The organism is Aromatoleum evansii, assembly GCF_012910805.1.
Lineage (GTDB): Bacteria > Pseudomonadota > Gammaproteobacteria > Burkholderiales > Rhodocyclaceae > Aromatoleum > Aromatoleum evansii.
Window position 1 is genome coordinate 37,179 of record NZ_WTVK01000018.1, and the last position, 18,638, is coordinate 55,816.

The window sequence follows — 18,638 nt, forward strand, 5'->3', positions numbered from 1 at the left end:
GGAGGCCCCCCGTGCGTCCTGAACAAGGATGAAACAGACATGAACTCCAGCTTCAAGCTCGAAGGCATCTACACCCCGGTCGTCACGCCGATGCTGGCCGACGGCTCGTTCGATCTCGACGCCTTGGCCGCTCTCGTCGAGCATCTCGTCGAGAAAGGCGTGCATGGCATCATCTCCGGCGGCTCGACCGCCGAGAACTACGCCGAGACGGTCGAGGAACGCCTCGAACTCGCGCGCTTCATCAAGGAGCGCCTCAAGGGCCGCCTCCCGGTGATCGTGGGCACCGGCGCAATGCGCACGCCCGACAGCATCGCCCTTGCCAGCGGTGCGCGCGACATGGGCGCGGATGCGATCCTGCTCGGTACCCCGCCCTACTCGGTGCCCACCGAAGCGGAAAACGCCATCAACGCGCTGGCGATCGACAGCGCCGCGGGCCTGCCGGTCATCCTCTACAACTACCCGGCGCGCATGGGCGTCGAGATGGGGACGTCCTTCCTCGACCAGGTGTGCGCCTCGTCGGGCAACATCGCCGGCATCAAGGAAAGCTCGGGCGACATCAACCGCCTGCACCTGCTCGCGCTCGACTACCCGCAGATCCAGATGTCCTGCGGCATGGACGACCAGGCGCTGGAGTTCTTCGCGTGGGGCGCGCGCAGCTGGATCTGCGCCGGCTCGAACTTCCTGCCTGAAGAGCATGTGTTCCTGTACGAGACCTGCGTGCTCAAGGGCGACTTCGCCAAGGGCCGCCGCATCATGGCCGCGATGATGCCGCTGATGCGCGTGCTCGAGCAGGGCGGCAAGTTCATCCAGTGCGTGAAGCACGGCACCGAGGTCGCCGGCCTGCGCGCCGGTCCCGTTCGCCCGCCGCTGCAGGGGCTGAACGACGAGGAAAAAGCCGCGCTCGCGGCCGTCCTCGCCACCCTCAAGCCGACCATCGCCGCCATCAAAGCGGAGGGCTGAGCGATGAGCATCCTGCTGACCCGCGAAGAATACGAGCATATCGCCCGCAACCTCGCGCTGCCGCACGAGGCCTTCATCGACGGTGCATTCCGTCCGGCCATCTCGGGCAAGACCTTCCGCACGGTGAATCCGGCGACCGGTGCGGTGCTGACCGACATCGCCGCGTGCGCCGCCGAGGACGTCGATCTCGCCGTGGCGAGCGCCCGCACCGCCTTCGATGACGGCCGCTGGTCCGCGCTCCGCCCCGGTGAGCGCAAGGAAGTCCTGCTGCGCCTGTGCGAGCTGATGGCGCGCGACGCCACCGAGCTCGCCGTCATGGAGAGCCTCGACAGCGGCAAGACAATCTTCGACTGTACGACGATCGACGTGCCCGAGACGATCCATTGCCTGCGCTGGCATGCGGAGCTGATCGACAAGATCTACGATCAGGTCGCACCTGCGTCGGACAATCACGTCGCGATGGTGGTGCGCGAGCCCGTCGGCGTCGTCGGCCTCGTGCTGCCGTGGAACTTCCCGCTGCTGATGCTGGCGTGGAAGATCGGCCCCGCGCTGGCGGCCGGCTGCTCCGTCGTCCTCAAGCCCGCCGCGGAAACCTCGCTCACGGCCCTGCGCGTCGCGCAGCTCGCGCACGAAGCCGGCGTTCCGCCGGGTGTGCTCAACGTCGTGCCCGGCAGCGGCAGCGCAGTGGGCGAGCCGCTCGGCCGGCATCCGGACGTGGACATGGTCTCCTTCACCGGCTCCACGGTCACGGGCCGGCGCTTCCTGCACTACTCGGCCGACTCCAACCTCAAGGAAGTCGTGCTGGAGATGGGCGGCAAGAACCCCTGCGTCGTGATGGACGACGCCGAGGAGCTCGACGTGGTCGCCGCGCATGTGGTGAACGGCGCGTTCTGGAACATGGGCGAGAACTGCTCGGCCGCGTCGCGCCTGATCGTGCACAAGGACATCAAGGGCGCGCTCCTGGAGAAGGTCAAGGCGCTCGCCGCCGAATGGAAGGTCGGTGATCCGCTCGACCCGACGGTGCGCGTCGGCGCACTGGTGTCGAAGACCCACTTCGACAAGGTGTGCGGCTACATCGCCGCGGCGAAGCAGGAGGAGATCGTCGTGGGCGGGAGGTCGATCGGCGGCGCCTTCGTCGAACCGACGATCGTGGACGTCGGCAGCAACGACACCGTGCTCGCGCGCGAGGAGATCTTCGGGCCCGTGTTGTCCGTGATCACCGTGTCGAGCTTCGACGAGGCGATCGCGGTCGCGAACGATACCGAGTACGGCTTGGCAGCGTCACTGTTCACGGCCAACGCCAAGCGCGCGATCCGCGGCGCACGCGCCATCCGCGCCGGCACGGTGACCGTCAACAGCTTCGGCGAAGGCGACATCGCCACGCCGTTCGGCGGTTACAAGCAATCCGGATTCGGCGGCCGCGACAACTCGATCCACGCCCACGACCAGTACACGCAGCTGAAGACGATCTGGCTAGACCTGAACGTCGCTTAGGACTTGGGCAGGGACTGATCGCACATCGCAACTGAGGACCAGGTGGAACGGCGGCGGTGCAAACCGTCGCCGGATTGCCGGGACTGTTCTCCTTCCTCGGACGAGCAACGGAAATGACCAAAGAGTATTCTGCAACACGCCTGCCGAAACACGCGGGGCCGGCCGCCTGGGACGAAATCCTCGGCCCGCGCACACCGAATCCCGCGCTCGACGGGGACCGCAGCTGCGATTTCGCGATCATCGGCGCCGGTTTTGCCGGCCTGTACGCGGCACGCCGGCTCGCGCAGCTCAATCCCGGCGCGCGCATCGTCCTGCTCGACGCGGGCTGCATCGGCAAGGGCGGCACGGGGCGCAATTCGGGCTTCATGATCGATCTGCCCCACGAGCTGACGTCGTCGAACTACGCCGGAGCCGACGAGGGCTCGGACAGCAGCCTCATCGCGCTCAATCGCTGGGGCATCGATTACGCGCGCCAGGCGGTCGTGGAGTACGGGATCGACCCGAATTATTTCGACCCCGCCGGCAAGGTCAACGGCGCAGCCGCCGAGGCCAGCCACGCGCAGAACCTGAGCTACGCCAAACACCTCGAAAGCCTGGGCGAACCGTACGAGCTGCTCGACGAGAAGAGCATGTTCGAGCTTACGGGTAGCCGTTACTACCGTTCGGGCCTCTTCACCCCCGGCACCGTGATGCTGCAGCCCGCGGGCTACGTGCGCGGCCTCGCGCGCGGCCTCGCGCCGGTCGTCGACATCTACGAGAACACGCCGGTGACGGGCTTCCGGCGTGAAGGCGCGACGTGGCGCGTTGCAACACCGCGCGGCACGATCACTGCCGGCAAGCTCATCCTCTCGAACAACGGACACATCGAAAGCTTCGGCATCAAGCGCGGACGCCTGATGCACATCATGCTCTTCGCGTGCATGACCGAAGAGCTCGGTCCGGAAGTCCTCGCAAGGCTCGGCGGCCGCAGCCGCTGGGGCGTCACGCCCTCCGACCCGATGGGCACGACGATGCGCCGGATCGACGCCGGCCAGGGCGGCAACCGCATCGTCACGCGCACCTGCGCGGAATTCCGTCCCGACATGGAATCCACCGAGCACGGCATGCGCCGCGCGACGGAGGTGATGCGCGGCAAGTTCGACGCGCGCTTCCCGAACCTCTCCGACGTGAAGATGGCCTACGTGTGGTCCGGCCACCTGTGCCTGTCGAAGAACAGCGTGTCGGTGACCGGCGAGATCGACGACGGCGTCTTCGCGGCCTGCGTCCAGAACGGCCTGGGCAGCATGCGCGGCACGCTCACGGGGATCTGCGCGGCGGAGCTCGCGAGCGGCGTGTCCTCACCAGTCACGGCCTTCTTCGCCAGGGAACCCGAGCCCCCGCGCCTGCCGCCCGAGCCCATCGCCGCAATCGGCGCGAATGCCGTGATCCGGTGCAAGGAATGGCTGGCGCGGAAGGAATAGGAGCAGTCGAAATGCCGGTGCAGACGGCGCCTATTGTGCTGGAAAGGGGGCGCTGGTTAAATCGGCCCATGGTCTACAAACGGCGCTACCTCCCCTCGCTCGGGGCTTTCGCGACCTTCGAGGTTGCGGCCAAGCATCTGAGCTTCACGCTTGCCGGCAATGAGCTGAACGTCACGCAGGCGGCGATCAGCCAGCAGATCCGCGGCCTGGAAAAAGCGCTCGGGACAGTGCTGTTCGTGCGCAAGCACAACAGCCTTGAGCTGACGGCCTCCGGCCAGACCATCCTCGCCGCGGTGAGCAGCGGGCTCGACCGGCTGTGCGAGGCGATCGAGAGTCTCCACCAGCCGGAAGAAAGGCCCGTCATCACCTGTTCCGGCACCAACGGGGCCATCACCTACTGGTTCAAGCCCTACGTCGACCGCTTCCGAGAGCTTCACCCCGAAGCCCGCTTCGTCCTCCTGGCGTCGGACGAAGACGACACGCTCCGCAATTTCGACGAAGTCGACATTTCGCTGATTTGCGGAAATGAACGCTGCGACGTGGGCGAGACCCTGCATTACGTCTTTCCCGAAATCGTCGAGCCGGTTTGCAGCCCCGAGTATTTGCGCCTCCATGGGCCGTTTACGGACCCTTCCAGCCTCGCCAACGCCGAATTGCTCACCCTGCATCCGAAGCACTGGTCGTCGGAAGCGATCGGATGGTTCCCGATCACCTGGAACGACTGGTTTTCCTCGCGCGGCATCGAGGCGCCGGATCGGCAACCGTGCGTCGTCAGCAACAATTACCCACTCCTCCTCGACGCGGCCGTCGCGGGCCAGGGCGTCGTCCTCGGCTGGCACCATCTCGTGCGGCCCCTGGTTGCCAGCGGAAAACTTCGTACCCTCTTCGACGCCCCGCTTCGCGTCGACCGCGGCAACTACCTCAAGGTGAATAAGTCGTCGCGCGACAAACCGGGCGTGCAGGAATTCATCGATTTCATCCTGTCCGATCTCGCGCAAACGGAACAAGGACGCCTGCCGCGCCCGTGAAGCTCGGCCCCCGAGTCGCGGCTTTTCCTCTCCGGCAATACCTCGCCGCATAAGGCCGGCCTTTTGTACAAGGCCTGAAAATCCTCCATTGCCGCGTTTATCCGGGCGCCCTTACTCTCCCCGATGTCCCGGATAGAAACGCAAAAACAGAATTCCCGGGACTTTCGCCATGACGTCCGCCACGTCATGAAGCTGAAAAATGGGGACAAAAATGGACGGAGTCATTCATCAAAGCCAGCGCTGCTTCGAGAGCCGCCTGCGTCACGGCAATCTGGCCTACGTCGAAAGACGCGCACCCGGGCCCGATTCGACGCCGATCACGCGACGGGTCGTGTTCGTGCTGCTCGAACGCTTTTCGGTCATGGCATTCACCAGCGCAGTGGATGCGATCGTTACCGCCAATCTGGTTGCACGCGAACCCCTGTACCGATTCGAGACCTGCAGTCTCGAGGAATCCACGGTCCATAGCGATCTGGGCATCGGGATTTCCGTCGACGGCCGGCTCTCCGCTCTGAACGCGAAGGGCATAGACCTTCTGGTCGTATGCGGGGGCTACCGAGCCACGCTGGAGCCCCGTCGCGACGTCGTAGACAAGCTGCGCGAAGTTGCGACCAACCGGGCAGCGCTCGGCAGCCTGTGGAACGGCAGCTATCTGCTCGCACACGCCGGTCTCCTCGACGGCTACGCGTGCACGGTGCATCCCGACAGCCGGGCCGGGCTCGAGGAAAGCTACCCGCGAGTCAGACTGCAGCCGCATCCGTTCGTAATCGACCGTGACCGCATCTCGTCTGCGGGAGCGAACAGTGCCCTCAGCATGATGTTGGCCGTGCTCCGCCAACATCACGGCGACGAGGTCGTGCGCGGCGTGGAGGACATCCTCGCCTGCGACCGCCCGGTCGAGGACACGGCGGATTGCCGAATGCGGGGCGTAGGCGAAGACCCCACCCTCCCCGAGGCACTCCGGACGGTTCTTCAGCTGATGCAGAACAACGTCGAGGAACCGCTGGAGATCGATGACCTTGCACATCACGCCAGCATCTCGCGCCGACAGATGGACCGCCTGTTCAAGCGCTACATGAATGCAACGCCATCGCGCTATTACCTCGAAACCCGCCTGACGCGCGCCCGGCGCCTGCTGCAGCAGACGAGCGAGTCGATCACGAGCATCGCCATCGCGTGCGGCTTCAGCAATGCGTCCCATTTCAGCCGCTGCTACCGCGAATTCTTCAGCGTCCCACCGTCACGTATGGGCGGCTCGCGGCGTAGTTGAATACAGTCTAAATGCATGCTTTTTACAGCATCGTTCAGCAAATTCAAGGCAACGTCGGCTATCACGTCACACATGTCCTGAATGGACGATTACCCGTCCAGCGCAGAACAGTCCTCCCTGTGTCCCTTCCATAACATGCGATCTGGGCAATCCGACTGAAGAGCGGATCGAGCGCGAACAGATCTTCGCGCCACCGCCCGGACCACTCCCGAGGGAGACCACAATGAACGAGGAGATAACGATGAAGCGCTCACCCGCCCGCCTTTCGGCCCTGCCCGCCGTCCTTGCCGGGATCATGGTCGCGTTGGGCGGCCTTCCCGCCCATGCCGCCGAAGGCGACGGCGAACTCAAGATCGGCGGCGCGATCCGCGCCCGCTACGACTACAAGTTCGACGACGATCCCAACGTCAGCAAGATGAGCTTCGACACCTTCCGGATCGACGTCAATTACGACTCGTCGACCCTCTTCGGCTCGGCCCAATACCGCTTCTATGGCGGCGCCTACCCCTATGACTACACCGACCAGGTCGGCCGCATCAACTTCCCGTCCTGGGCCTGGCTCGGCTACAAATTCGGCCAGGACACCAAGGTCGTGGCCGGTATCAACCAGGTACCCTTCGGCCTGCTGCCCTATGTCAGCAGCACCTTCTACCAGAGCCTGGTCAACGTCGTCGGCCTGGAGGATGTCCACAATCTCGGCGCCAAGGTGCAACACAAGTTCGGCCCGCTCGACGTGCAGGTCGGTTACTACCCCAAGGACGGCGGCGACTGGACCGGCACTTCGCGCGACGGCAATCGCTACTCGGTCAACGTGGCAAAAGCCGACAGCTATGTGACCGGCGGCAGCGACAACAAGGAGCGCGACCTCTTCGTCGGCCGCGTCGCCTACAAATTCGATCACGGCAGCGAGGCAAGCTCCGAACTCGGCATCTCGGCGCTGCGCTCGACCCTGCGCAACGAGGACACCGACGACGAAGGTTCGCGCAAGGCCTATGCACTGCACTACGGCGGCAAGTTCGGCGCGCTCGGCGTGCTGGCCGAAGTGGGCCGCCAGAACATGTCGCCGCGCAACCCAAGTGCGACGGGCAACGACACCGTGACCTTCGGCGCCTACGACGGCTCCTTCAACGTCGCGTCGAAGACGAAGTTCTACTCGGCCGAAGTGAATTACGCCCTCCCCGGCACTTATGGTCCGGTCAGCGGCATCACGCCCTACCTCAACTACAGCGTCGTCACGAAGGACAAGTCCGGCTACAAGGACTCGCAGCGCATCATCGCCGGCGCCCACTTCAGCGCGGGTCCGCTGTTCATCTACACCGAGATGCGCTGGGGCAAGAACGACCCCTACACCGGCGACTACGTGAGCGGGGTGGCGGCCGGTGGCGAGGACAAGTGGAAGAAGGCGTTCTACGCGAACATCGGTTACTACTTCTAATCTTCGGCGGCCTCGCTGCGCGCGCCCCGCGCAGCGAAACCGTACAAATCGCCCCGGCCCGACAGGGTTGCGGGGCGAGTTCGTAGGCGTGCCGCCGTCCCGGTTCGGCGCGCGGCACCGCCCCGGCTGATCGGAACCGGTGCCGCTTTTCCGGGCGGACGTCAGCGCTCGATGACGAGATCGCTCCGCGGCGTGCTGCAGCAGGGCAGGATCAAGCCCTGATCAATCTCCCTTTGGCGGATGCCCCCGCCATGGACCATGTCCACTTCGCCGGACACGAGGCGCGACTTGCAGGTGCCGCACACGCCCTTGGCGCACGACGATGGCAGGCGCAGGCCCGCCGCGCGCGCCGCGTCGAGCAGCTTCTGTCCAGGCGCGCAAACCACTGTACGGCCGCTTTTCGCGAACTCGACGGTGAAACCGACTGCGTCGGCAGCGCCTGTTTCGTCTGCGCTACCGGCCTCCTCGCCTTCCTGATCGCCTGACGTGTCGGCGAAGCTGAAGCTTTCCTCGTGATAGTGCTTCATGTCGAAGCCGCCGCCGGCGAGCAAGGCCCGGACAGCTGCCATGTAGGGCTCCGGTCCGCAGCAGAAGATCTCGCGCTCGCCGAAGTCGGGAGCGATTCGCTTGAGCAGCGAAAGGTCGAGGTAGCCGGTCGGCGAAGACCAGTCGGCCTCGCTGCCCCGCCCTTCGCACACAAAGGCGGTGCGGAAGCCCGGCTGATTGGTGGCCAGCAGGCTCAACTCCCGCCGGAAAATGATGTCCGCGGGCGTGCGTGCGCTATGCACGAAGACGACGTCCCGATCCTCGCCCAGGTCGTGGAAACTGCGCGACATGGACATCAGCGGCGTGATCCCGGATCCGCCTGACAGGAACAGGTACTTGCCCGCCGGATGCAGGGCGCAGGCGAATTCCCCGCTCGGCCCCAAGGCGCGCACGCTCATGCCCGCGGTGAGGTGATCGTGCAGCCAGTTGGAGACGAGGCCGCCGGGCACGCGCTTGACCGTGATCGACAGGGTGTCCGGGCGCGTCGGCGAGGACGAGATCGTGTAGCAACGATTGACCGTCTCGCCGTCGATTTCCAGTTCGAGCGTGAGGAACTGCCCCGGCAGGAAACGAACCAGCCCCGGCGTGCGGGGGCGAAAGATGAAGCTCTTGACGTCGTGCGTCTCATGGCGAACCTGGCAACAGATCAGGACGTCGTCCTCCTCCGCATTCCACAGGCGCGGCACGGGCTGCCATACATCACGAGTAACAGGTGCGTTCATGCTGGATACATCCTCGGATTTCCAGACCCCGCTGCCGTCAGGAACGCGGAAAGCGGGGGGATTTGCGGTTCATGGCGGAAGGCACGGACATTCCGGCTCCCGCCTCGCGTCGTTTATTCCACGGCGGCCTTCAGGCGCCCCACGTACCAGTTGGCGAACTTCTCGACCAGCTCCTCGGTGTAGGGCGAATAGGGGCCCGGCTCGTAGGCCGGATCGGCGACGCCGCGCTGGGACATCTCGACCAGTTCGCGGTCCTGCTGGTTGGTCGCGCGCCACACTGCGGTGAGCTTGGCGGGATCGTAGTCGCGCCCTTCCACTGCGTCCTTGTGCACCAGCCACTTCGTGCGCACCAGCGTCTGATCGGGGCCGATCGGCAGCACCGTGAAGGTCACGATGTGGTCGCTCATGAAGTGGTGCCAGGAGTTCGGCTGGGTCCAGAACGACAGGCCGCCGAGGTTGCGCTCTCCGAAATTGCCGAGCAGTTTTTGGCAGGCAACCTTGGCGTCCATCGTCTGCGACTCGCCGGCCTTGTCGAGCGGCAGGCGCTTGGTGCGGAAACCGGTGACGCAGCTGTCCAGCTCATCGATTTCCGCGGACTTGAGGCCGGCGGCCTCCCAGCGGGCATGCTCACGCTCCGTGAGGTCGCGGAAGGCCTGGACCTGCTCGATGTTCGAGGGCGAGGGCTGGTAGCCGAAGCCGTACTCGTACAGCGAGATCGTCAGTTCCGGGTGATTGCTCACGCAGTGGTAGCACTCGCGGTTGTTCTCCATGACCAGCTTCCAGTTGCCGGCCTCGACGATCTCATCCTGCACGGCGATCTTGCAGTCGGCGAGCTGGTGCGGCCCGATGTAGCGGGCCATCGTTTCGCGCATCCGGCTAAAGTCTTCCGGCGGGTTCTCGGCGAGGCAGACGAAGATGAGCCCCGCGACGCTCTCGACATGGACGCGCTTGAGGCCGCGGCCGGAGGGATCGAAGTCCTCGCCCATGTGCTCGGCGTAGATCAGCTTGCCGGACAGGTCGTAGGTCCATTGATGGTAGGGACAGACCAGGTTGCCGACGCTGCCCTTGTGGGCGTTGCACAGCTGGGCGCCGCGGTGACGACAGACGTTGTGGAAGGCACGCAGCTCCATGTCGTCGTTGCGCAACACCACGACCGACGCGCGGCCGAGCTTGACCGTGAAGTAGTCGCCCGGCTCGGGGATGTCGGGTTCGACCCCGACATAGATCCAGTGCCGTCCGAAGATGGCTTCCATGTCCAGGTCGAAGATCTCCTGGCTGGTGTAGAACTGCGCATCCAGGCTGTGCCCGGTACGTCGGGCGGCGAGGAGTTCCCTCACCCCGTTGCTCACTTTCATGTTATTTCCTCCTCGGTGCAGAAACGTTGGGGTGATATTCCCGCAGGCTGCGCGACGTCACTTGTGCTTTGTGGACGCAATCCAATTCAATTCCGACATGAGGACAGCAGAACCCGGCGACGACCCGGACCGTTCGGCGCGTCCGCGGCGAACGCGAGCGCATGGCGGGCGCCATCGGGAACTGCGTGAATTCGCATGATTGATTCGCGGTGAGGTTCAGCCCTCACGAGCGGCGGGAGGCAAGCAACCGTCAGTGGGAGCCGGCTTCAGCCGCGAATACGCACGCTGGAGGACATCTGCTGCCGATTCGCGGCTGAAGCCGCTCCCACAGGAAGCCAAATCGGCCGTTCGTGCGATCGTCCGTCGCAGCTTCCTGTCAGTTGAGCAGGCGCGGGCGGATGGCGAAGATGCAGTGGTCGAAGCCGACAGCGCCGCATTGTGTTGTCCGTGGGAGCGGCTTCAGCCGCGAATACGCACGCTGGAGGACATCTGCTGCCGATTCGCGGCTGAAGCCGCTCCCACAGGAAACCAAATCGGCCGTTCGTGCAATCGTCCGTCGCAGTGTCCTGTCAGTTGAGCAGGCGCGGGCGGATGGCGAAGATGCAGTGGTCGAAGCCGTCGGCGCCGCATTGGGTTTCGCAGCAGATCGTGCTGAGCGGCTTGCCGGCGTTTTCGCCGATCCAGTCCATCATGCCCGCGAACCAGCCCGCGAACATGTAGCAGGTCCTGGCGGCGCAGGCTTCCGCCTGCGAGAGGACGAGCGTGGAATGGTCGAGGCGGACGTCGGCCGTGCCGGTGCGGAAGTCGGCCTCGGCGAGGCTGAAGCGACCCCAGCCGCGTGCCGATAGGCGCTCCAGGTAGTGTTCGAAGAGCTCGACGCCGGCGAGGCCGTGGGCGAACGCTTCCTTTTCGCACCAGTGGCGCGCCGACTTGTAGCTGGCGTGGTAGAGGATGTCGCCGTAGCTTTCGTCACCCATGCCCGTCTCCAGGTCCTGCAGGGTATCAAGGCAGAAGCTGCGCGCGGCGAGGCGGATGGACTCATACTCGGCGTCGGCGCAGCCGTCGTCGTCCTGGTCCTGCCCGGCGCTCATCGAATCCACCTGTCGATCCTTCCCGTCAGCCTCATTGCATCATTATTCGCACCCCGGCGCGTCGTGGTCAGTCTGCTTGCGACAGGTTTCCGCGAGATTGCGACAGTTTGCTGCGCCCGGACCGTGAAGGCTGGCGAAGGCCGGGAGAAGCCGCTATGTTTACAGACATATAGCTCGATCCGCATGGCGCACCAAAAAGAACAAGGCGCCCGCGTGACGCCCCATGCCGGGGCGTGAAACGCGAGGACGACCAACAGGAGACACCGATGTTCCATTTCGCCGGGCCAGCCGCCCCAGGGCGTTCCGCGCCCGCCTCTCCCCCGACTCCATCCTGTCCGTCCCTGTGCCGGCGCCGCTCTTGCGGGAGCGATGTGGCGGGCTGACGCGCGTCTTTCCTGCCGCGCAGCACGCCTCGTCGCACAGAGGCATGGTTCCTGCTGAAGTCGGCATAGCGACTGCACCGATGCAAACCGGTCCGCCGCACCAATCGATGTTTGCATTCGCCCAACCTTGAAATCGGAGCACATGGTGTCCGCCACACTCTCGTCCGTGACCCGCGTCGGTTTTCTCCTGCTGAACGAATTCACGATGATCGCGTTCTCCAGCGCGATCGAAGTCCTGCGCATGGCCAACCACATCAGTGGCAAGCCCTTGTACAGCTGGTCCGTGATCTCCACGGACGGTCAGCAGGTGGCCTCCAGCAACGGCCTCGCGCCCACACAGATCGGAACCTACGAGGAATCGGGGCCGTTCGACATGGTATTCGTGTGCGGCGGCACCAACGTCACCCGCTTCGTCGATGACAAGGTGCTCGCCCTGCTGCGCCGCATCGCGCACGACAAGGTGATTCTCGGCGGGCTGTGCACCGGAACCTATGCGCTGGTGAAGGCCGGTCTGCTGAACGGCTACCGCGCGACCATCCACTGGGAGAACCTGAGCGCACTGCGCGAGGCCCACGGCAGGATCCACTTTGTCGAGGAGCTCTTCGTCATCGACCGCGACCGGATCACCTGTACCGGCGGCATCGCCCCCATCGACATGATGCTCGCCGTGGTGCGCGAGCGTTGCGGCAAGACCCTCGTTGCGGAAATCTCCGAGCAGTTCATCCTCGAACGGGTGCGCGACAGCAAGGATCGCCAGCACATCCCGCTGGCTGCGCGAGCGGGTTGCAACCGCAAGGCCCTGGTGGAAGTCGCAGCCCTGATGGAAGCGAACATCGAGGAGCCCCTGTCGCTGGAGGAGTTGTCGCAACTCGCCGGCCTCTCCCAGCGCCACCTGCAGCGCCTGTTCCGCGAAGCCTTGCAAGTCACTCCCAGCCACTACTACCTGGAATTGCGACTGCGTCGCGCGCGCGAGCTCCTGCTGCAGACGCAGATGTCCATCACCAACATCACGGTCGCCTGCGGCTTCCAGTCGGCCTGTCATTTCAGCAAGTGCTACCGCGCGCTGTTCGGCAAGCCGCCCAGCAGCGAGCGGCGGCCGCAGGGGACCGTGGCGGGCGTGGGCAAGCCCGTCGTCCATCATCTGGCGGCATGACGCGTCTGCCGGCGGCCTGAGTCCGGGTCGCTCCAGGCTCCGTGCAATGCACGGAGCCGTTTCCTATCCTTGTAGCGCAGGGATGCGCAGAGGCCGGTTGTCGAGGAACGATCCGGGAGAGGAAACCATGAACAGGCCCAACATCAAGGTGTATCGCCTGGCGGCGTTGTTCGTTCTGGGCATCCTGCTGTTCAACTACCCCCTGATGGCCCTGTTCAATCATCCGACGCTGGTGGCCGGGATTCCCGTTCTGTACGTGTACGCCTTTGCGGCCTGGGTACTGCTGGTCGCGCTCCTGATCCTGGTGATCGAGCGGACCTAGCGCGGCTGCGCGGCCGCCGGGAGACGCCATCTTGCCCACATGGCTCATCGCGGTGGTGGTAGCGGCCTATCTCGGGCTGCTGTTCGCCATCGCCTATCTGGGCGAACGCGCCGCAGACGCGGGACGCAGCCTGATCGCGAATCCCTATGTCTACGCGCTCTCGCTGTGCGTCTTCCTGACCGCGTGGGGCTTCTACGGCGACGTCGGCGTCGCCGCGAACTCGGGCATCGCCTACCTGCCGGCGAACATCGGGCCGTGCGTGATGGCTTGCCTGTGGTGGATGGTGCTGCGCAAGATCATCCGCATCGCCAAGGACAACCGCCTCACCTCGCTGGCCGACTTCATTTCCTCGCGCTACGGCAAGAGCGGCCTGCTCGCGGGGCTCGTGACGGTGATCGCGCTGCTGGGGGTGACGCCCTACGTGTCGCTGCAGCTCAAGGCGGTGGCGATGAGCTTCCACTTCCTGCGAGGCTATCCGGACGCGCCGGCGACCACGTCGCTCGTCGACAGCATATGGCACGACACGACCTTCTACGTGACCCTGCTGCTGGCCGCATTCACGGTCGTGTTCGGCACGCGCAAGCTCGATCTCGCCGAGCGGCACGAAGGCATGGTCGCCGCGATCGCCTTCGACTCGCTGGTCAAGCTGCTCGCCTTTCTCGCCGTCGGCATCTTCGTCACCTGGGGGCTGTACGACGGCCCGGGTGATCTCTTCGGCCGTGCAGCCGAGGTGCCGCAGTTCGCCGCACTGTTCACGATCGGCGGTGGCGAGCGCGGCGGACAGTCGCCCTGGGGATCGCTGTTCGCCATCTACGCCGTCACCATGCTCGCGGTGATGTTCCTGCCGCGGCAGTTCCAGGTGGCGGTGATCGAGAACGTCGACGAGACGCACGTGAATCGGGCGATCTGGCTGTTTCCGTTGTATTTCCTGCTGTTCGACCTCTTCGTGCTGCCCATCGCCTTCGCCGGCCTGCTGCAGTTCGGCCCCGACGGCGCCGTCAGCCCGGAGAGCTTCGTGCTCGCGCTGCCGATGGCCGCGCAGCGCGAGGCGCTGGCGCTGCTCGTGTTCGTCGGCGGTTTCGCCGCGGCTACCGGCATGGTGGTCGTGGAGGTCATCGCGCTGTCGACGATGGTTTGCAACGACCTGGTGATGCCGATCCTGCTGCGCGTGAAGGCGCTGCGCCTGACGGAACGGACCGACCTGTCGGGCCTGCTGCTGGCGATCCGGCGCATCACCATCGTGGGGGGGCTCCTGCTCGGCTACGCGTATTACCGGCTGGCAGGCGAAGCCTATGCACTGGCGTCGATCGGGCTGCTCTCGCTGGCAGCGGTGGCGCAGTTCGCGCCCGCCCTGCTGGGCGGGCTGTACTGGAAGGCAGGCACCAAGGCGGGCGCGTTCGCCGGGCTGGGGGCGGGTTTCGTGGTGTGGCTCTACACGCTGGTGGTGCCCGCCTTCGCGCGGGCGGGATGGCTATCGCCAACGCTGCTCGAGCAAGGCCCCTTCGGCGTGGGGCTGCTGCGCCCGCTCGCACTGTTCGGCCTGGAGGGGCTCGACGAGACCAGCCATGGGGTGCTGTGGAGCATGTTCGCCAATGTCGGGGCCTACGTGGCGGTGTCGCTCCTCAGCGAACAGGACAGCGTGGAGCGGACCCAAGCGGCGCTGTTCGTCGACGCATCGAGGCACGATCGCGGTATCGAACGCGACTGGGGAGCACGCGGTTCGCTGCCCGACCTGTATGCGCTCATGCAACGTTTCCTGGGTCCGGAGAATGCCCGTCAATCCTTGGCGTCGTATGCGATGCGGCATGGCCTCGACTGGCCGCGGGAGGTGGACGCCGATCTGGCGCGCTACTGCGAAGCGCAACTGTCCGGCATCATCGGCGCGGCTTCAGCGCGTCTCGTGCTCGGCTCGGTGGTGGAGGAAGAGTTCCTGCGCGACACGCTCACCGGCCTTCCGAACCGCGCATTGCTGCTAACCCGTCTCGGCGACGCCCTCGACCGCCACCGGCTGGGCAAGGCGCACGGGTTCGCCCTCCTGTTCATCAGCCTGGACCGCTTCCGACTCATCGGTGACAGCCTGGGCGCAACCGTCGCCGACGAGTTCCTGATTGCGGTCGCACGCAGCCTGGGCTCCGGGCTCCGCCCCGGTGACACGGCGGCCCGCCTGGGCGGCGAGAATTTCGCGCTCCTGCTCGACGAAACCAGCGATGTCACGGAGGCGATACGCTTCGCGGAGCGCCTCCAGACCGAGTTGGCGGCCGGCTTCAACGTGGACGGGCACGCGCTGTTCTCGTCGGCGAGCGTGGGGATCGCCCTCGGCCGGCCCGACTACGCAGACCCCGCCGACATCCTGCGTGACGCGGAGACGGCCGCGCACAACGCCACGCGGCGCGGTGGTGCGTGCCAGGAGGTCTTTGCCGCCGACATGCGCGAGCGCGTGGTCGCCCTGCTCGACATGGAGACGCAGTTGCGCCGGGCGGTTTCACGCGGCGACGAGTTCCGCGTCTACTACCAGCCCATCGTCGACCTGCCCACCGGCCGGTTGGCCGGGTTCGAAGCGCTGGTGCGGATGCGCCGGGCCGACGGTACGCTGGTGCCGCCAGGCGAGTTCATTCCGCTCACCGAGGAGACCGGTCTCATCGTGTCGATCGGCCGCTGGGTGCTGGCCGAAGCCTGCCGACAGATGCAGGACTGGCAACGGCGTTTTCCGGAGCGCGCGGCCGGGAAGATCAGCGTGAACCTCGCCGGCCGGCAGTTCGTGCAGCCGGACCTGCTCGAGCAGATCCGTGCGGTGCTGGCCGAAACCGGCCTCGACGCGGGCAGTCTCAAGCTGGAGGTGACCGAGACGCTGCTGATGGAGCACGCCGAAGCGGCGGCCGCCGTGCTGACGAAACTGCGCGCACTCGGAATCGAACTCCTGATGGACGACTTCGGCACCGGCTACTCGTCGCTGTCATACCTGCACCGCTTCCCGCTCGACACCCTGAAGGTCGACGCCTCCTTCGTGCGCCGCATGGACACGGACCAGGCGGCGGACGATATCGTCCAGACGATCGTCACCCTCGCCCGCACGCTCGGTATGAGCGTGATCGCCGAAGGGGTCGAGACCGCGGCCCAACTGGCCCGGCTGCGGGCCTTGGGGGTCGATTATGGCCAAGGATATTACTTTGGCCAGCCGCTCGACGCAGAAGCCGCCGAGCGGATGATCAGCACTGCGCCGACCTGGTGATCCGCGGGTCCGGGGCGTCAGGACTCCTGCCCCTGGCCCCCTTTCCGACGTGCGATCCGCTCTTCCTTCCGCACGCCGAAGCTTTCGGTAAGACGATCGAGGATGATCGCGAGCAACACCACCGCGAGTCCGGACTCGAAGCCCAGTCCGATGTCGAGGCGCTGGATACTGGCGAGGACGTTGTTGCCCAGGCCGCCGCCACCGACCATCGACGCGATGATCACCATCGACAGCGCCATCATGATCGTCTGGTTGATGCCGGCCATGATCGAGGGCAGCGCGCCGGGAATCTGGATCTTGAGCAGCACCTGCAGCGGCGTGCAGCCGAAGGTGATGCCGGCCTCGACCTGCTCCTTGTTGACCTGGCGGATGCCGAGCGCGGTCAGGCGGACCACCGGCGGCATGGCGAAGATCACCGTCGCCAGGACCGCCGGTACGCGCCCGAGTCCGAACACCATCGCCGCCGGGATGAGGTAGACGAAGGCCGGCATGGTCTGCATGAAGTCCAGCACCGGCCGCAGCAGGTAGTTGATCCGCCGGTTGAGCGCCGCGGCGATGCCCAGCGGTATACCGACCAGGAGGCTGATGAGCGTCGCCGCGATGATCAGCGCGAGCGTGACCATCGTTGCCGGCCAGAAGCCGGTGCCGATGATGACGACGAAGGCCGCCGCTGCGACGACCGCGAACTTCCAGCCGAGGCGCCAGAATCCCAGCGCGACGAACATGCCCGCGAGGAGCCAGTCCGGCACCAGTTGCAAGAGCTGCTCGGTCAGCGCCGTCATGTCCCCGACGACGTCGCCCAGGTTCTCCAGCACCCCGTGGTCGTTTTCGAGGATGAAGTTGATAGTTTTCTCGGCCCATTCGCCGATCGGCAGGAAATCACGCATGGCTGAGTTCTTCCTTCGCCATCTTCTTGAGCAGGATCGTCTGGGTGACCGCGCCGATGTAGTGGCCCTGCGACTCGATCACCGGCAGCGGATAGGGCATCTTCACGATGCGGCAGATCAGCTCGCGCAGGTTGAGGTTGCCATTGACCGGCGGGAGGTCGGTCAGCAGCGCGTGGGAGAGTTCGGTGGAGCCGGATTCGAGCGAGCGGATCATCGAGTCGATGGAGACGGTGCCGACGAGCTTGTGCTCGCCATCCACGACGAAACCGTAATTGCGCCGCGCCGCGCGCAAACGCTCGATCGCGCCGTGGAAACCGTCCGCGAAATCGCCGTGCGCCTTGAATACCGGCACCGCATCGGCGTCGGCGATGTCCTTGGCGGACAGGTACTTGTTCACATCCACCCCGTTGAAGAAGGCCCGCACGTATTCGTCGGCGGGGTTGCGGATGATTTCGTCGGGCGTGCCGATCTGCACGATGCGCCCGCCTTCCATGATGGCGATGCGGTTGCCGATGCGGCAGGCCTCGTCGAGATCGTGGGAGACGAAGATGATCGTGCGCTGCTGTTCGCGCTGCAGGTCGAGCAGCAGGTCCTGCATTTCGGTGCGCTTAAGGGGGTCGAGCGCGGAAAAGGCCTCGTCCATCAGCATCAGCGACGGATCGACGGCCAACGCGCGCGCAAGTCCCGCGCGCTGCTGCATCCCGCCGCTCAGCTCGCGCGGATAGCGGTTCGCGTAGGCGCCCAGGCCCACCTGTTCGAGCACCTTCATCGCCCGCGCTTCGCGCTCCTTGCGCGGCACGCCGGAGACCTCGAGCCCGAAGGCGGCGTTCGCGAGCACCGTGAGGTGCGGCAGCAGCGCGAACGACTGGAAGACCATCGCCATGTCGCGGCGGCGCAGCTTGATGAGCTCGCGCGGGTCCATCGACGCCACATCCTGTCCGTCGACGAGAACCTGCCCGGAGCTGGGCTCGATCAAGCGGTTGAGCAGGCGGATCAGCGTGGATTTGCCGGACCCGGACAAACCCATGATGACGAAGATCTCGCCCGCGTTGATGTGGAAATTCGCGTTCTGGACACCGACCACCATGCCCGTTTCCCGAACGATCCGGTCCTTGTCCTTGCCCGAACGCAGCATCTGCATCGCCACGTCCGGTTTGGGGCCGAAGATCTTGTACAGATCCTTTACTACGATCTTTGCTTGCATGGTCTCGCGTACCTCCAGCGCACTGCTCCACCCATCAATCGACACCGGTGCCCGCAATGCTGCGAACACCGGTTTTCGCGTCTGCGCGCAATACGCCGC

At 65.5% G+C, this 18,638-nt stretch carries 14 protein-coding genes; 9 read left to right on the forward strand and 5 right to left on the reverse strand.

All coding sequences use genetic code 11. The annotated features are described in order from the left end of the window. Positions 1-39: 39 nt before the first annotated feature. The 6 genes from GO615_RS11140 (at position 40) to GO615_RS11165 (ending at position 7,647) form a co-directional block, all read left to right on the forward strand. The gene (locus GO615_RS11140; RefSeq protein WP_169127959.1) at positions 40-960 is read left to right on the forward strand and encodes a dihydrodipicolinate synthase family protein; all 921 of its coding nucleotides are present in this window, start codon (positions 40-42) and stop codon (positions 958-960) included. Between the two features lie 3 nt (positions 961-963). Further along, complete coding sequence (locus tag GO615_RS11145) at positions 964-2,454, forward strand: aldehyde dehydrogenase (protein WP_169127961.1); 1,491 nt, start codon at positions 964-966, stop codon at positions 2,452-2,454. Between the two features lie 113 nt (positions 2,455-2,567). Continuing rightward, positions 2,568-3,914 carry an NAD(P)/FAD-dependent oxidoreductase gene (locus GO615_RS11150; RefSeq protein ID WP_169127963.1) on the forward strand — a complete coding sequence of 449 codons (1,347 nt, stop codon included), beginning with the start codon at positions 2,568-2,570 and terminating at the stop codon, positions 3,912-3,914. 11 nt (positions 3,915-3,925) lie between these two features. Further along, positions 3,926-4,942 carry a LysR substrate-binding domain-containing protein gene (locus tag GO615_RS11155; protein ID WP_211167050.1) on the forward strand — a complete coding sequence of 339 codons (1,017 nt, stop codon included), beginning with the start codon at positions 3,926-3,928 and terminating at the stop codon, positions 4,940-4,942. Between the two features lie 211 nt (positions 4,943-5,153). Continuing rightward, positions 5,154-6,212: a GlxA family transcriptional regulator gene (locus GO615_RS11160; protein WP_169127965.1), complete on the forward strand. Its 1,059-nt coding sequence runs from the start codon at positions 5,154-5,156 to the stop codon at positions 6,210-6,212. 241 nt (positions 6,213-6,453) lie between these two features. Continuing rightward, positions 6,454-7,647, forward strand: a complete 1,194-nt coding sequence (locus GO615_RS11165; RefSeq protein WP_169127967.1) for a putative porin — start codon at positions 6,454-6,456, stop codon at positions 7,645-7,647. Positions 7,648-7,808: 161 nt separating this feature from the next. Here the strand turns inward: GO615_RS11165 and GO615_RS11170 are convergent, their stop codons facing one another. From GO615_RS11170 to GO615_RS11180, 3 genes are all read right to left on the reverse strand, one after another. Next, complete coding sequence (locus GO615_RS11170; protein WP_246262236.1) at positions 7,809-8,915, reverse strand: FAD-binding oxidoreductase; 1,107 nt, start codon at positions 8,913-8,915, stop codon at positions 7,809-7,811. 113 nt (positions 8,916-9,028) lie between these two features. Further along, complete coding sequence (locus GO615_RS11175) at positions 9,029-10,270, reverse strand: aromatic ring-hydroxylating oxygenase subunit alpha (RefSeq protein WP_169127969.1); 1,242 nt, start codon at positions 10,268-10,270, stop codon at positions 9,029-9,031. 569 nt (positions 10,271-10,839) lie between these two features. After that, positions 10,840-11,361 carry a 4-vinyl reductase gene (locus tag GO615_RS11180; RefSeq protein ID WP_169127971.1) on the reverse strand — a complete coding sequence of 174 codons (522 nt, stop codon included), beginning with the start codon at positions 11,359-11,361 and terminating at the stop codon, positions 10,840-10,842. Between the two features lie 525 nt (positions 11,362-11,886). Between GO615_RS11180 and GO615_RS11185 the strand changes: the two genes are divergently transcribed. The 3 genes from GO615_RS11185 (at position 11,887) to GO615_RS11195 (ending at position 16,448) form a co-directional block, all read left to right on the forward strand. Further along, entirely contained in the window at positions 11,887-12,897 is a 1,011-nt protein-coding gene (locus GO615_RS11185; protein ID WP_211167051.1) for a GlxA family transcriptional regulator, read from the forward strand. 127 nt (positions 12,898-13,024) lie between these two features. Next, positions 13,025-13,219 (forward strand): hypothetical protein, encoded by a 195-nt coding sequence (locus tag GO615_RS11190; protein ID WP_169127973.1) that lies wholly within the window; start codon positions 13,025-13,027, stop codon positions 13,217-13,219. Positions 13,220-13,250: 31 nt separating this feature from the next. Then, positions 13,251-16,448 carry an EAL domain-containing protein gene (locus GO615_RS11195; RefSeq protein ID WP_169127975.1) on the forward strand — a complete coding sequence of 1,066 codons (3,198 nt, stop codon included), beginning with the start codon at positions 13,251-13,253 and terminating at the stop codon, positions 16,446-16,448. Between the two features lie 17 nt (positions 16,449-16,465). On the opposite strand, the gene GO615_RS11200 is transcribed toward GO615_RS11195, so the two are convergent. Both GO615_RS11200 and proV read right to left on the reverse strand, forming a co-directional pair. Beyond that, positions 16,466-17,335, reverse strand: a complete 870-nt coding sequence (locus GO615_RS11200) for an ABC transporter permease (RefSeq protein ID WP_169127977.1) — start codon at positions 17,333-17,335, stop codon at positions 16,466-16,468. Next, positions 17,328-18,539, reverse strand: a complete 1,212-nt coding sequence (gene proV, locus GO615_RS11205) for a glycine betaine/L-proline ABC transporter ATP-binding protein ProV (RefSeq protein ID WP_169127979.1) — start codon at positions 18,537-18,539, stop codon at positions 17,328-17,330. Before proV ends, GO615_RS11200 begins: the two co-directional genes overlap by 8 nt. Positions 18,540-18,638: the final 99 nt, after the last annotated feature.